The organism is Rhodococcus baikonurensis (assembly GCF_040489275.1).
GTDB lineage: Bacteria > Actinomycetota > Actinomycetes > Mycobacteriales > Mycobacteriaceae > Rhodococcus_F > Rhodococcus_F baikonurensis.
On sequence record NZ_JBEUOQ010000003.1, the window covers coordinates 438193 to 452806 of the forward strand.

Here is a 14614-nt window from a genome sequence, read left to right on the forward strand (position 1 = left end):
AGGGCCGACCGTAGACCCAGTAACGTGGCGATGTGCGACTAGGGGTACTCGACGTCGGAAGCAATACCGTCCATCTATTGGTTGTGGACGCCCATCGGGGCGGCCACCCAACACCCATGAGCTCGACCAAGTCCACGTTGAGGCTGGCAGAGAACACCGACGACCGCGGCGATATCACCACGTCAGGAGCCGATCGCTTGGTGTCGACGGTCTCCGAATTCGCCGGTATCGCCAAGACGTCCGGATGCGAGGAAATGATGGCTTTTGCCACGTCCGCCGTCCGTGACGCCAACAATTCCGAAGCCGTGCTCGCCCGCGTGCGCGCCGAGACCGGAGTCAATCTCGAGGTTCTCTCCGGGGTCGACGAAGCACGGCTGACCTTTCTGGCAGTGCGCCGCTGGTACGGCTGGAGCGCCGGACGCATCCTGAACCTGGACATCGGCGGCGGCTCGCTCGAACTCACCGCAGGTGGTGACGAGGATCCGGACGTCGCCTTCTCACTGCAACTCGGTGCCGGACGGTTGACGCGCGACTGGCTCCAGGCCGATCCGCCGGGCAAGCGCCGAGTCGCCGTCTTGCGCGACTGGCTGGACGCGGAGTTGGTCGGACCAGCCAAGGACCTGCGCGCGGCCGGCGACTGGGACCGCACGGTCGGGACCTCGAAGACCTTCCGATCGTTGGCTCGGCTCACCGGCGCGGCCCCTTCTGCCGCAGGCCCCCGGGCGAAACGGACCCTGACTTCCAGCGGACTCAGGCAACTCATAGCCTTCATATCCAGGATGACGGCAGCGGACCGTGCAGAATTGGAAGGAGTGAGCTCGGATCGGTCACAGCAGATTGTGGCCGGCGCGCTCATCGCAGAGGCAACCATGCGGGCGCTCGGAGTGGACGAACTGGAAATTTGTCCCTGGGCATTGCGTGAGGGTCTGATTCTGCGAAAGCTCGACACAGAAATGGGCGGTGAATTGGTGGTGAGTGCTTGATGACCGAGGACAGTCAGCAGATTTCCGTAGCGGAACTGCTAAAGCGGAACGGTCAGAGCGTCGAATCCCGAGGTGGACGACGTCGGCGCGGCGTAGCCGGTGGCATCTCCGTCGCCGAACTGACGGGTGAGATCCCGATCGTTCGCCAGTCGGGATCGCGCGCGGCCGCCGAGCCCGAGTCAGCCGAATCAGCAGCTTCTCAGCCTGAAGCCCCTGCGCCAGAAAACGCTGCATCTTCTGCGCCGGCCGAGGCTGTCGCGGAAACCGCCAAGTCGGCCGAACATGCACCGAACGTTCCCGCCGACCGCACCGCAGCCTTCGCCGTCTCGTTCGACGACGACGATGACGATGACGACGAGCCGCAGGCACCCAAGGCCGAGTCGAAGCCGGTTGCCGCGCCGCCGGTCACCACTCCGAAGCCGACTTCCACACCTTCGCCGGGACAGACCTCGAAGTCCTCGCCCGGACAGTGGGTGAGCCGGGCACCGCTCAACTCCTCGTCACCGACGCAGGTAACGCAGGAACCAGCCCTGCTGTCGGGTCAGACCCTGGCGGGCGACCTGATGCGTCAGGAGCGCGCCGCAACCCAGTCGCCGTCGTTGCGTCCGCCGATCCTGCCGCCGCGTGTCCCCACTCCCGTCGCCAAGGCACCCACACCGACTGCTCCTGCTCCGGCCGCGCCGGAAGAGAGCACCGAACTGATCGACAAGATCGCAGACGCGGATGCCGGCGAGGCCGAATCGACCGCCGTGGTCGATCTGGTCAAGGCGCCGGTGGTCGCTGACGGTGCGACAAAGTCCACTGCCGTCGCCGAGTCCGAGACCGACGTGGAAGCCCAACCGGCAGCGGAAGAGGCCGGCGAGCGTAACTCGATCCGTGAATGGGCAGTGCTTGCCGGTCAGGTGGTTGTTGCACTGATCGTCGGCGGCGCGATGTTCAAGGGCTTCGAGAAGCTGTGGGACATGCTGCCGTGGGTGGCGTTGGTGCTCGCGCTGATCGTGATCGTCGGCTTGGTGGCCGTCGTGCGGGTTCTACGCAAGACGGACGACATCACGAGTTTCGTGATCGCGGTGGTTGTCGGCATGATCGTGACGCTCGGTCCACTGGCGTTCTTGTTGACCTCGGGTTGATCGGACGATGATCGGGGGATCGCAGCGCATGGTTCGTCGGCCGATAGCCGTCGGTTTGTCGACGGCCTCGGTGTATCCGGAGAACACGGAAGCAGCATTTCGCTACGCCGCCGATCTCGGATACGACGGTGTCGAGCTGATGGTGTGGGCCGAATCCGTCAGTCAGGACATCGGTGCTGTTGCTGCCCTCGTTCGCAAGTACGCGATTCCGGTGCAGGCCGTGCATGCGCCGTGTCTGCTGATTTCGCAGCGCGTGTGGGGTTCCGATCCGGTCGAGAAGCTCGAGCGTTCGGTACGCACGGCCGAAACCTTGGGCGCGACGACGGTGGTCGTGCACCCGCCGTTCCGGTGGCAGCGCAAGTACGCCGAAGGCTTCGCGGAACAAGTTGTCGATCTCGAGTCGAAGAGCAGCGTCGTGGTGGCGGTGGAGAATATGTTCCCCATGCGCGCCGACAGCTTCTTCGGTGGCAAGGACAAGTCCGCGGAGCGTCTGCGTAAACGTGGCGGTCCGGGGGCAGCGTTGTCCGCGTTCAGCCCGTCGTACGACCCGACCGATTCCGATCACGCTCACTACACACTCGATCTGTCGCACACCGCGACGGCGGGAATGGACGCTTTGGAGTTGGCCTCCCGGATGGGCAAGGGCCTCGAGCACCTGCACCTGGCCGACGGCCGCGGCGCGTCGATGGACGAGCACCTGATTCCTGGACACGGTTCACAGCCGTGCGCGGAGTTGTGTCGGCAATTGGCTGCGAGCGACTTCAGCGGCCAGGCTGTCATCGAGATCAACACTCAAAATGCGCGTACCCGTCGGGAGCGGTCGTCGATGCTGGCGCAGGCGCTCGCGTTTGCACGCGAGCACCTGGCACGCTCAGCGGTGGCCGGCAAGTAGCGCAGCTTCGAACTGCGCGCGCACCTTCTCGACGTGTGCGTCGAGGTCTTTGGTCTCCCAGCCTTCGGTGGAGATGGGATCGAGCACCGAGACGTAGACCGGACCGGGATGGGCGACAAGCGAATTGCGCCACATCCGTTCGCCCGCGTTGTGAATCACCACGGGCACGATCGGCACACCGGCCTGGATCGCCAAGTGGAAGCCGCCCTTCTTGAACGGGCCCAGGCGTGGCGTCGGAGAACGGGTGCCCTCCGGAGCTATGACTATCGAGACGCCATTCTTCAGCTTGTCGACTGCCGGTTGCAGCGCAGCCTTCGCCTTTGTGGTGTCGGTGCGGTCGATGTAGGCGACGTCGAGCAGTGCACCGACGGGCATGAACCGTGGATCGCTTGCCGCTTCCTTCTTCGCGACGCCGGTCACGTCCCGCTTGATGACGGTGCCGAGGACCAACATGTCCAGGGAACTTTGATGATTGAACATGAACACCGCCGGGCGGTGATCCCACACGTTGTGCTCGCCGTCGATCTCGACGTCGATGCCGAGCAGTGAGAGTGAGATGTCGGGGCCGTACGTGCCCACCAGGTTCGCACCCAGTTGACGGTTGCCGGTGACGATGCCTGCCGACGCACCGAGGGCGGCGGTAGCAGCAAGCGCGCCCATGGCCGTCGCCGTTCGGATCGTCGAGATCGGTGTTGCACCTCGTTGCGGTTTACGCAGGCTGACCGAAGGCCAGTGATTGCGCAACGCGATCTTGGCCAGACCACGATCGGGGTTCAACGCGACAGGTCGCCCGACGGCCTCGAGCATGAACACGTCTTCGACACCGTTGGAGTACGCAAACGCGTTCTTCAAGTCGGCGCCCATCTTCTCGGCATAGCCCGCAAGGGCATCGGCCTTGGCCGGCCCCCACAGAGCGGGCGAGGACAGTTCGCCGGTGAGCATGCCGTCGACGACTTCGGGCTCGGTGCACAGCACATCTTCGATATCGAGATCTTCGGCGACGTACTTGGCTTGGAACGGAGTCGCCGACGTGGCCATCACGATCGTGTGGCCTGCTCGCCGGTGCGCCGCCAATAGCCCACGGGCTTCCGGGTAGATCATCGCGGCGATCTCCTGCTTGAACAACCGTCGGCCCCAGTCGTTCAGTTCCTCGACGGTACGGCCGCCCAGGGCGCGCACGCCGATGTCCATCAACGCTCCGACATCAGCGCCGCGGAACTGGGTGTCGATCGCGGCACCGGTGGTGCGCAACAATTCGCCGACGCTGATATCCAAGCGTCGCAGGCGGTCTCGATAGACGACGCTGGCCGAATATCCACTGATCAAGGTGCCGTCGAGGTCGAAGGCGGCGATCGTTCCGGGCCCGGGAGGGGCGGCTTCGATGGCGGAGTGCAGACGCTCGAGTCCGGTCACAGTCCTACTTCCTCGTTCGCGGCGGGCGCTCGGTTTGCTTCGGGAATGGTGACTACTGCAGCGGCGTCGGGCACCGGCATGGCCACCTGATCGAGCCGTGCATGCGCGAGCGCTCGGAGGTGGCGCAGACGCTCGACCTGAACCTTGATTTCCGCGGCGAATGCCAGGCGCCTGGCCCGGACGCCGTCGTCGTCGACTTCGATCAAGTTCCGGTTGCGCGCCAAATTCAGTGCAGTGGCGAACAATTCACCGGAAACCGATTCGTTGCTGGCGATCTGCTGTCGTAGGCGACGCTGATGTGCGACGTCGATGCAGTTGCTGACGAAGGACTTCTCGTCGAACGACGTCGAAATCGGGGCAAGCACAAGCTGATCGGCGACAACCTGGTACGCCTCGAGAAACGGTTGGAGCACACGGTGCGCGAGGTACGGCCGCACCGACTCGATCATGTGCTCGGTTCGTTTGTCGTCGGCCATGACGGTTTCCCACTCGGGATCGATCAGGGTCAGCTCGGTCCGCATCTCCTGCTCGAAGGTGTCCCGATCGCTGAAGAAGAACTCGAATTTCAACAGATCGCGGATGCGCTTGGCCTCGGCCCAACCGTCCCCGATGGGATCCTCGAACCGTTCTTCGACGGCTGCCTGCAGTACGAGTTCGGTGATGGCACGCACGACGAGAAAGTGAATTGTGTTGTTGCGGTAGAAGGCAGCGACAAGGTGCTGGTCCTTGCCGAGGTAGAAGACCTGCTCGCCGCCGCGATCGAAGCGCTCGAGGACACCGGAATCGACGTGTGTCTGCAACGCCTTCTCGATGACGCGCGGATCGGGCAGTTCGACGTCGCCGGCGATCGGAAGATTTCGCGCGGTGATGTACCCGAACAGCGGCGTGAGGATCGCGGTGAGCTCACGAACGGTCAACGCCCGGTCTTCGATTCCGAGGAACGCCAGCATCGCAAGCGAAGACACGGTCACCGGTGTGACCTCGTTGATGCGGTGACACACCTCGATGCCGGCCTTTTGAATGGCGAGGCGCTGATCGGTTTCCTGGCTGAGTGCGTCCGCAAGTGAGAGCGGCCGGCCGATGGTCACGTGTGCGACACCGTTCCGTTTTCCCTGTGCGCGTACGTAACCCACCATCCAGCGCAGGCCTTCCGGTGTCTTCTCGGCGCCGAGAGCCTCCGCAGCCATGGCCCCGACCTCGTAGAGCTGGTCGTAGCTCAGCGCGACCGGGACGAGATACACGTCGGATGCGCCGCTGACCTGAAAGGCCTTGGTCAGGTAGGTCAGGAGACCGAAGCGCGGCGGGCGTAATTTCCCGGTACGCCCGCGCCCACCTTCGATGTACCACTCCAGATTGAAGCGCTTGGTCAGCAGGTAGCGCATGTACTCGTGCATCGACCACTTGTAGACCTCGTCGTTGCCGATGCTTCGACGAATGAAGACGGTGCCGCTGCGCTTGAGGATCGAGCCCATGGGCCAGAAGCTGATGTTGAGGCCGCCCATGACGTGATTGAGCGGCAAGCCGTTCGCGATCAACGCCGGGCGCAGGACGAGGGGATCGAGGTACGAACGGTGACTGGGGAGGAAGACCAGTGAGTGTTCCTTGTTCAGCTCACGGAGTTCCTCGAACCGGCTCGTGTCCACGTCGAGCTTGTAGGCGCGAGCGAAATAGCGCCCCAGACGATCCCACACCGCGATGGCTTGGCGACTCTGGGTGGCAACCATTTCTTCGAGAGCTTCACGCGCGCGGCGGTCGACTTCGGCGACGGCGATGTTCAAGCGGTCGGCCAGAGCCATGACCTCGGTGGCGAACCGGCGGGTGTCGGTGATCTCGTCGACGACGAACCGCGACACCTTGTACTGGCCACCCAGAAGGCCCAATTCGGCACGCTCGAGCGCCAGGGCGGCCTGCCGTCGGATGAACTCGGGTAGCGAACCGCCACCGCTCTTTTCGAGACGACGCTCGAGATCGCTCAGTGGCGCCGGCTCGCCTTCGATGACCTGGCACCGTGACGGGTCGGTGCGCAGAGTTCTGCGTTGTGCGCCGCGTCCGGGGTGGAGAGGATCGCGTGGTGCCAGTGCGTCACGCAGTCGCACCGCGACGTTGTGCTTGGTATGGGTGTCCGGAATCCACACCACGCGAAGCGGCGCGAGCATCGGGTCGTCGGTCCGTGCCGCCAGTTCGGCCAGAGTCTTGTCGGTGATGTTGACGGTGACCGGCCGAGTTTCGGATGCGGTCGCCTTGTCGGCGAGCCACTTTCGCAGCACTCCGGCTTCGGCCTCTGTCATGGTTTCGGTGAGGTACACGCGCGGGTTGGTCGTGTTTTCGCTCATGACTCACGCACCTTCCGTTGTGACTCCGAGAGCCACGATCTCGTCGAGGCTCTCCTGCAAGCACTGCATGAGCAGTGCGGGCTTCGTGACCGCGGCGGTGTCGAGATTGATTCCGATGCAGCACACTCCGACGTGGGAGACCAGCGTTGCCATTGCTGCGCAACCGGGGGCCGGGCCGAACGGGAACATCCGTTCGATCTTCGCTCCGGCGAGATACACCGGTACCGGTACGCCGGCGACATTGCTTGCCTGCAGGTCCAGTCCTGTCGACTGGGACAGATACCAGTTCGCGAGTAGATAATTCGGCAGGCGGGCGAGGATCGGGGCGGCGACGTCGAGAGCGTCCAACGCCGGTTCCTCACGCAGACCCAGAACGATTTCCCGCACCTGCCTGATGCGTTTGGCGGGATCCGTCTCGGCGACCGGACCGTTGAAGCGAACGGCTGCAAACCGGTTGCCGCCGTTGGCGTCCGCGCCGGTGCGCATGCTGATGGGCATACCCATCGGGATGCTCTCGACGGATTGTCCGAACGACTCGTGGTAGCGACGGAAACCGCCGAGCAGGGCGGCGACGTAGGCGTCGTTGAGTGAACCACCGGCAGCCTTCGCTCCGGCCTTGAGTTCGGGAACACCCACTTCGAGAGTTCCGAACCACCGTCCGAGACCACGATCGTGAAGAAGAGGGGAACCGGAACGAGCTGGGGGAGTGACGATCTTGCGGAGTGAATTGGCGTAGCCGAGGACCTCGGAAGCGGTGCTGAACGGACTCGAGATCGCCGTGGTCGCAACATTGGTGGCGCCGCGGACCAGCTTGGCGATACGGGAGGGCGCACGCCGGATCTCGCTGACGACCTCCTCGCCGAAGGCGCCTACCGACGACAGGTGCTCAGGAGCAGGCGGCGTGCGGTCGGGCTTGTTCGGGGTGGGGTCCGGGCGACGGCTGTGCAGGAGCGTCATCATCTGGATGCCGCCCATGCCGTCGGTGATGGAGTGGTGAGTCTTGACCACGAACACGGCACGACCGTCGTCGAGACCTTCGATGAGCAGCGCGCTCCACGGCGGTCGAGCCTTGTCGAAAGGTTCGGTCGCAAGGTGACGACACATGCGCAGCGCGTGATCGAAGTCCGCCGGTGCGGGCAAGCGGACGCGTCGTAGGTGGTAGCCGATGTCGAACTCGGGATCAACCGACCACACCGGATTGCCCAGTTGCATCGCCGGTTCCACCGCGCGCATACGAATACGCGGAACCACGTGCGATGCCCACTCGACTGCGTCGAGCAGCCGGTCCCAATCCGGGGCACGATCGAGAACCTCGACCGCAACGATCGGTGAGCGCAGTTGCGGCTGCGCCTCTTCCATCCGCCACATTCCCGTCTCGAAGTCGGACATCGTGCGGTTCGCCCCCCAGGCAACCGCGGAAAGGTCGACGTCGACCGCGCTCGGAGGAACAAATGGATTGCTGTTGGCCATACGTCAAGAACTCCCTCGGTCTGCGGATCCACCCCGCGCATCTCTGCTTCTCAGTGTGGACCCGTGACCGTGGGCGCGTCCCGGTTTCGGTGTCAGCCGACAGGTGTGACGTTCGTCAGTTAAGGGCTAATCGGACATGACTGGAAATTCGACCAGCGCTCACGCAGTGACACCGACGGCTTTCAGAGCTATCTCGCGATAGAGAACACTGACTTCGCGCGGAGTCTGCGGTCCGTCGAGTCGATACCAGAGGACGACGGACTGACACATGCCCAGCAGTGCGCGGCCCGTTCCGGTGATGTCGGGGACCGTGAACTCACCGCTCTGGACGCCGGCCGTCAGTACGTCGACGAGTAGGTTCTCGAGCTTCTTTCGTTTGGCGGCGTAGCTCTTTCGTTCCGCTTCCTCGAGGTACCGCAGTTCGGAATCGAGGAAGGCTATGTCGGAGCGACTGGTCATGTGCAGAACACACGCCTCGATGAGATTGCCGAACTGCGCCGTCGGCGACGGTCCGGCAGCGTCGACCGCAGCGCTCGCGCGTGCGGTGACGTTCTCGATGCCCGGTTCCATCAGCGCGACGAGGATGCCCTGTTTGTTGCCGTGGTGGTAATACAGCGTCGGCACGGTGACGCCGGCGCGTTTTGCGATGTCACGAACCGACGCTCCGTGGTAACCGAGTTCGTGGAAGACCTCGAGTGCGGCGGTGAGCAGGGGAGTCAGCGTCAGTGGTTCGACGATGCGCCACTGTTCGTCGGGCTGAGCCTCCGACTGCAAATCCGTCATTCCGCCTGTTCGCTCCGTTCGGAAATTTCTGGTGGTGTGCGCAAAGAAGGTTCAACCCTAGCGCAAGGCACGTCCTCCTCATCGGTGCTCGGCCGCCATTGGATAGCATCACTATCCAGTAGTGGGCCGAAGCGAGTCGGATGGACGGAGGAGCGGTGAAGGTTTCCGAACTGGCCGCGCAGTCAGGCGTCGCGCTGGCCACGATCAAGTACTACCTCCGTGAAGGTCTGCTGATGCCTGGTGAGCCGACCAGCGCAACGGGAGCGAGGTACGGCGAACAGCACGTGCGGCGACTCGCGTTGATCAGAGCCCTGGCCGGGGCGGGACTCGCGATTCCGAGGATTCGCGCGGTGCTCGAACTGGTGGACAGTGACGAGCGATCCGAATTCGAGACGTTCGGCCGCGCAATCGCGCAACTACCGCCGTACGTCGAACCTGAACCGGATCCAGAGTTCCCCAGAGCTCGCAAGGTTCTGGAGTTTCTCGGTCAAGTCTTCGAGCCGAGGTACGTGGCGGTCGCTCACCTCGAGCGGGCACTGATCGGCCTCGAGGACGCAGGACTGAGTCTCTCGGACGAGCGTCTGCGCGCCTACGGTGACCACATCCGAGGGATTGCCGAGGTGGAAATCGAACTGATGCCCACCAGCACGACGGAGGACGGCATCCGATATGCCGTCCTCGGAACCGCCATGTACGAACCCGTTCTGACAGCTTTACGACGCTTGGCGCACCAAGACTTGGCCGCACGACATTTCTCGCAACACCGAGACAGCACCGAACAGGAAAATTGATGAGCACCAGCCCCTTTCAAGATCTCAATCGCCTCACCTCGCTCGGCGACGGGCGATACACCGCAACGATCGATCCGATCTGGACCATCGGGCCGAAAGTGCACGGCGGCTCCATGATGGCTGTGTGCGCCGCTGCCGCGCGTCAATGTCTGCGAGACGGCGCAGGTGAGACCGACTCGCTGGTGAAGATGCAGCCACTCGCGGTGAGCGCCAACTATCTGTCAGCGCCCGATCCGGGTGAAGTCGAACTGGAGGTGATCGTCCGAAAGCAGGGGCGCCAGGTCGCGTTGTTCGACGTCGAGTTGAGCCAGGCGGGCCGCAGCGCTGTTCGCGCGGCGGTCACGCTCGGATTCCCCGATGACGGCGATCCCACCTTCGTCACGGCCTCGTCGATCGACGACATGTCACCGGAACCGCCGGAGAGTGCGGTGGCAGTGATCGGCGATCACCCGATGGCGCAGGTCGTGCACGTCGGGCAGGGCTGCGACATGAGGATCGACACCACCTCGGCGCACTTCCTCACCGGGAGCCAAGGCGAGGCCGAGGTCAGGATGTGGGTTCGTCCTCGACCCGAGGACGAAAACGACCTCGACACCGCCGTGCTGTTCGCGATCATGGCCGGTGACATCAGCGCGCCGGTGACGATGAACCGTGGCCTGTTCGGGTGGGCGCCGACGGTGCAGTTGACGACGTACCTGCGCCGACTACCGACGCCGGGATGGCTTCGCGTGCGGGCAAGCTCGGATGTTCTGGGCAGCACGTGGTTCGAAGAGGATCATGCTGTTCTCGATTCGGCGGGCGCAGTCGTCGTACAGAGTCGTCAATTGGCGATGATGCCCCGCTAGGGTCGATCGCTGCGGTCGTGGCAGGCTGTTCGCCATGACAAGAATTGCGATTATCGGTGGCGGCAAGATCGGCGAGGCGCTGATTTCCGGGCTGTTGCAGGCCGGCCACGCCATCAAGGATCTGGTTGTCGCGGAGCAGTATCAGCCTCGCGCAGACGAATTGATTGCCGAATACTCGATCCGAGTCAGTTCGGTCGCGGACGCAGCCGAGGGTGCAGACGTCATCGTCATCGCGGTCAAGCCGAACGACGTCGAATCAGCCCTCACCGCGTTGACGAAGGTCGATCTGGACGGTGACCTCGAGCAGCTGATCGTTTCTCTCGCGGCGGGAATCCCCACCGGGTTCTTCGAAACTCGTCTGCCCGCAGGCTTTCCGGTCGTCCGGGTCATGCCGAACACCCCCATGTTGGTGGGAGAGGGCGTGAGCGTCCTGTCACCCGGACGCCACGTCAAGGCCGAGCATCTCGAGCTCGTACGCGGCATCCTCGGCAGCGTCGGCAAGGTGGTGACGGTTCCCGAATCGCAGATCGACGCGGTCACTGCTGTCTCCGGTTCCGGCCCGGCCTACTTCTTCCTCGTCGCCGAAGCGATGATCGACGCGGGAGTCGGTCTCGGCCTGACACGCCCGGTCGCCACCGAATTGGTGGTGCAGACGATGGTCGGTTCCGCAGCGATGCTCGATCGCACCGGCGACAGTGCGACGGATCTTCGCGCCGCGGTGACGTCACCGGGCGGAACGACGGCTGCAGCATTGCGTCAGCTCGAAGCGGGCGGCCTGCGGACGGCGTTCTTCGATGCCTTGGATGCCGCGAAGTCGCGTTCGGCCGCGATGGGTGCAGCTGCGGAATAGTCGTCCGTTTAGCCACACCCGTCGCTTTAACCCCACCAGTACAGCTAAGCTCGACTTAGTACGTACGTGTCTGTTCCGCCGGAGGGGAAGCCGGCGGCGCGAGTCGTGCTGGAGGTATGTGGATTAATGGTGTCTGCAAACAAGCCGTCCATGGGTTCGTCCCACGACGGAAAGCCGGCAGTGGCCGGCACGCAATTCCTCACTGTTGCTGAGGTAGCAACTTTGATGAGGGTGTCGAAAATGACTGTGTACCGTTTGGTACACAGTGGCGAATTGCCCGCTGTACGAGTGGGTCGTTCGTTCCGTGTACATGCGAAGGCAGTGCACGATTACCTCGAAACCTCGTACTTCGATGCCGGCTGACCAGCCGGTTCGAGGAGGATGAGCTCGGCGTGAGCCGAGTCGCGGGCACAGCGGTTGCTGTGCCGGAGGCTCGGTTTATGCCGAGTGACTCCACACCGGTACGATGAGTCACTGTCGTACCAGCAAGCTGGTGTCGTAAGGCGCTGAGCTAGTTAAAACGAGGGCCAGGCGCCAATTGCTTGGCGCAGGCGTACGTGACCGGCGTGCGCAGGAACGCTAGAGAAGAACGTGAGGGACACCCGCTATGGGTTCAGTGATCAAGAAGCGTCGCAAGCGCATGTCGAAGAAGAAGCACCGCAAGCTGCTTCGTCGTACCCGAGTACAGCGCAGGAAACTCGGTAAATAAGCAGTACCTGTTGATGCCCGCCGCCCCTTCCGGGGTGGCGGGCATCAGCATATTCGGGGGGAAGCGATGTGTGCCGCGTCTCATCGGCTGGGCGGTTTGTCTTGAATGGCCGAATTTTGGGTAGTCAGCGCGGGACCCCCTCTGCCCGTAAAGTGGGGGAAAATCGCGGGAGGGACGCTTCGGCAGAGCGCGTTTCTACTGGATATGGGGGTACTTGGTGGTTGAAGGTGACAACACTTCAGGGGGCACGACGCCTCGCGTCGTACTGGTGACCGGGGCGAGCAGATTCCTCGGCGGGTACCTGGTGACCAGGCTTGCGCAGAATCCGTCGATCGAGCGTGTCATCGCCGTCGACGCCGTCAGTCCGAGCAAGGACATGTTGCGCAGGATGGGCCGCGCGGAATTCGTGCGAGCAGACATCCGCAATCCGCTGATCGGCAAAGTGATCCGAAACGCCGAGGTCGACACCGTCGTGCACGCGTCGACGCTTCAGAAAGCCCCCAAAGCCGGCAGCCGCGCCGCGATGAAGGACATGAACGTCATCGGCGCCATGCAACTGTTCGCGGTCTGCCAGAAAGCTCCGACGGTTCGCAAGGTGGTCCTGCGCTCGGCTTCGGTCGTCTACGGGTGCAGTGCGAAGGATCCCGCTCAGTTCACCGAAGAAATGAGTGCGCGCCGCCGGCCGCCGGGCGGATATGCCCGCGACAGTCTCGAGATCGAGGGATACCTTCGCGGAATGGGGCGTCGGCGCCCGGACATCTCGGTCGGGATTTTGCGGTTGGCGCCGTTGATCGGACCTCAGCTGACTGCGACCGTCGGCCACTACGTCACCGCCCCGCTCGTGCCGACCATCGTCGGCCGTAACGCGCGCCTGCAATTGCTCCACGTCGAGGATGCGCTCGCAGCGTTGGAGAAGGCGACCATCGGCCACGCCTCGGGTACGTACAACATCGCCGGCGACGGAGTGGTGATGATGTCGCAGGCGATCCGCCGGGCAGGACGCGTGGAAGTTCCCATGCCGCTCGCTCTGTTCCGCAGCGTCGGGAGCGCATTGGTGGGATCGTCCATGAGGCTCTACACCGACGAGCAACTCGAGTACTTCCGATTCGGCTGCGGACTCGACACCACTCGCATGCGCAGCGAACTGGGGTTCGAGCCGCGATGGACCACCATGCAAGCACTCGACGATTTCATGCGCGCGACGCAGACCCGCCGGATCATCAAGTCCGAGTGGATCGATCGGGCGGAGAATGCGTTGACCACCATCCTCGGCGGTGACTCCGCGGCGGCGACAGCAAGTGCAGACGTGATGCACATGCCGTTGTCGGGACGAAGTGCGGTGAAGGGGTGACTGACGTGGCGAAAGTAATTCCCCTGCGGCCCAGCGCAACTCACGCCGGAAAGTCGGCAACTTCTCGTTCGCGTGAGTCCGTCACCGGCGCGGAGCGTGACATCCGTGAACAAAGTGAGCGTCGGCATCCGTCCGGAGCGTCGTCGGCAGCCGACCACGGCGGCGAGAACACGTTCGTCGATGCGGCCCGGTCTGCGCTCGTCGACCAGATCGCCTCGGCAGCAGAATTCTTCCGACGTCGGGTCTCCGGCGACTACGAGGTCGACGAGTTCGGATTCGACCCGCATTTCGCGGACAACGTCGTCATGCCGATGTTGCGGCCGTTGTTCGAGAAATGGTTTCGCGTCGAGGTCAGTGGGATCGAGAACATTCCCCTCACCGGGGGAGCGCTGGTGGTCGCCAATCACGCCGGTGTGATCCCGATCGACGGACTGATGACGTCGGTTGCCGTGCACGATCATCATCCGGCGCATCGTCCACTGCGAATGCTGGCTGCGGACATGGCATTCGAGATGCCGGTGGTGGGCGGACTGGCGCGCAAGGCCGGTCACACGCTCGCGTGCAACCCCGACGCCGAGCGTCTGCTCAACGACGGTGAAGTCGCAGCCGTGTTCCCGGAAGGATTCAAGGGCATCGGGAAACCGTTCAGCGAGCGGTACAAGTTGCAGCGGTTCGGGCGTGGTGGATTCGTGTCGGCCGCGATGCGTACCGGCGTCCCGATCATTCCGTGCTCGATCGTGGGTTCGGAGGAGATCTATCCCAAGATCGGTGATCTGACCACTCTCGCACGAGTTCTCGGTCTTCCGTATTTCCCGGTGACACCACTGTTTCCGCACTTCGGGCCGCTCGGCCTGGTGCCGTTGCCGTCGAAGTGGTACATCGAATTCGGAAAGCCCATCGTCACCGACACGTTCGAGAGCGGTGCCGCCGACGATCCGATGGTCCTGTTCGAGGTCACGGACCACGTTCGGGAAACGATTCAGCAGACGCTGTATCGGTTGTTGGCCAAGCGGCGCAACGTCTTTCTCGGCTGAGTTCGGTCCGGAGCGAGAATCGATCCGGAC

The 14614-nt window shown here is 63.6% G+C and carries 14 protein-coding genes; 10 read left to right on the forward strand and 4 right to left on the reverse strand.

What is annotated here, in order from left to right:
* The first annotated feature begins 32 nt into the window (after positions 1-32).
* From ABWI03_RS09720 to ABWI03_RS09730, 3 genes are read left to right on the forward strand one after another with little or no spacing between them, the layout of a single operon-like run.
* Positions 33-983, forward strand: a complete 951-nt coding sequence (locus ABWI03_RS09720; protein WP_298774148.1) for a Ppx/GppA family phosphatase — start codon at positions 33-35, stop codon at positions 981-983.
* On the forward strand, positions 983-2113 hold the full coding sequence (locus ABWI03_RS09725; RefSeq protein ID WP_298774150.1) for an Rv0497 family membrane protein: 1131 nt from the start codon (positions 983-985) through the stop codon (positions 2111-2113). The genes ABWI03_RS09720 and ABWI03_RS09725 overlap by 1 nt, the downstream gene beginning before the upstream one ends.
* A 7-nt stretch (positions 2114-2120) precedes the next feature.
* Positions 2121-3005, forward strand: coding sequence for a sugar phosphate isomerase/epimerase family protein (locus ABWI03_RS09730; protein WP_095970386.1), 885 nt, complete (start codon positions 2121-2123; stop codon positions 3003-3005).
* Here the strand turns inward: ABWI03_RS09730 and ABWI03_RS09735 are convergent.
* From ABWI03_RS09735 to ABWI03_RS09750, 4 genes are all read right to left on the reverse strand, one after another.
* Positions 2985-4418 carry an HAD-IB family hydrolase gene (locus ABWI03_RS09735; protein ID WP_166811138.1) on the reverse strand — a complete coding sequence of 478 codons (1434 nt, stop codon included), beginning with the start codon at positions 4416-4418 and terminating at the stop codon, positions 2985-2987. The two genes, ABWI03_RS09730 and ABWI03_RS09735, sit on opposite strands and share 21 nt — an antisense overlap.
* On the reverse strand, positions 4415-6751 hold the full coding sequence (locus ABWI03_RS09740; protein ID WP_298774153.1) for a glycerol-3-phosphate 1-O-acyltransferase: 2337 nt from the start codon (positions 6749-6751) through the stop codon (positions 4415-4417). The genes ABWI03_RS09735 and ABWI03_RS09740 overlap by 4 nt, the downstream gene beginning before the upstream one ends.
* A 3-nt stretch (positions 6752-6754) precedes the next feature.
* Positions 6755-8221, reverse strand: coding sequence for a wax ester/triacylglycerol synthase domain-containing protein (locus ABWI03_RS09745; RefSeq protein ID WP_124568181.1), 1467 nt, complete (start codon positions 8219-8221; stop codon positions 6755-6757).
* A 159-nt stretch (positions 8222-8380) separates the two neighbouring features.
* Positions 8381-9004 (reverse strand): TetR/AcrR family transcriptional regulator, encoded by a 624-nt coding sequence (locus ABWI03_RS09750; protein WP_166811142.1) that lies wholly within the window; start codon positions 9002-9004, stop codon positions 8381-8383.
* 155 nt (positions 9005-9159) lie between these two features.
* Here ABWI03_RS09750 and ABWI03_RS09755 point away from each other — a divergent pair, with 155 nt between their 5' ends.
* From ABWI03_RS09755 to ABWI03_RS09785, 7 genes are all read left to right on the forward strand, one after another.
* The gene (locus ABWI03_RS09755; RefSeq protein ID WP_095970483.1) at positions 9160-9795 is read left to right on the forward strand and encodes a MerR family transcriptional regulator; all 636 of its coding nucleotides are present in this window, start codon (positions 9160-9162) and stop codon (positions 9793-9795) included.
* The gene (locus ABWI03_RS09760; protein ID WP_235171642.1) at positions 9795-10640 is read left to right on the forward strand and encodes a thioesterase family protein; all 846 of its coding nucleotides are present in this window, start codon (positions 9795-9797) and stop codon (positions 10638-10640) included. Before ABWI03_RS09755 ends, ABWI03_RS09760 begins: the two co-directional genes overlap by 1 nt.
* 34 nt (positions 10641-10674) lie before the next feature.
* Positions 10675-11490, forward strand: a complete 816-nt coding sequence (gene proC / locus ABWI03_RS09765; RefSeq protein WP_124568185.1) for a pyrroline-5-carboxylate reductase — start codon at positions 10675-10677, stop codon at positions 11488-11490.
* Positions 11491-11616: 126 nt separating this feature from the next.
* Positions 11617-11853 (forward strand): helix-turn-helix domain-containing protein, encoded by a 237-nt coding sequence (locus ABWI03_RS09770; RefSeq protein ID WP_003941845.1) that lies wholly within the window; start codon positions 11617-11619, stop codon positions 11851-11853.
* Between the two features lie 244 nt (positions 11854-12097).
* Complete coding sequence (locus tag ABWI03_RS09775; RefSeq protein WP_003402602.1) at positions 12098-12199, forward strand: 30S ribosomal protein bS22; 102 nt, start codon at positions 12098-12100, stop codon at positions 12197-12199.
* 217 nt (positions 12200-12416) lie between these two features.
* On the forward strand, positions 12417-13550 hold the full coding sequence (locus tag ABWI03_RS09780; protein WP_298774162.1) for an NAD-dependent epimerase/dehydratase family protein: 1134 nt from the start codon (positions 12417-12419) through the stop codon (positions 13548-13550).
* The gene (locus ABWI03_RS09785) at positions 13547-14584 is read left to right on the forward strand and encodes a lysophospholipid acyltransferase family protein (RefSeq protein ID WP_095970378.1); all 1038 of its coding nucleotides are present in this window, start codon (positions 13547-13549) and stop codon (positions 14582-14584) included. Before ABWI03_RS09780 ends, ABWI03_RS09785 begins: the two co-directional genes overlap by 4 nt.
* Positions 14585-14614 lie beyond the last annotated feature (30 nt).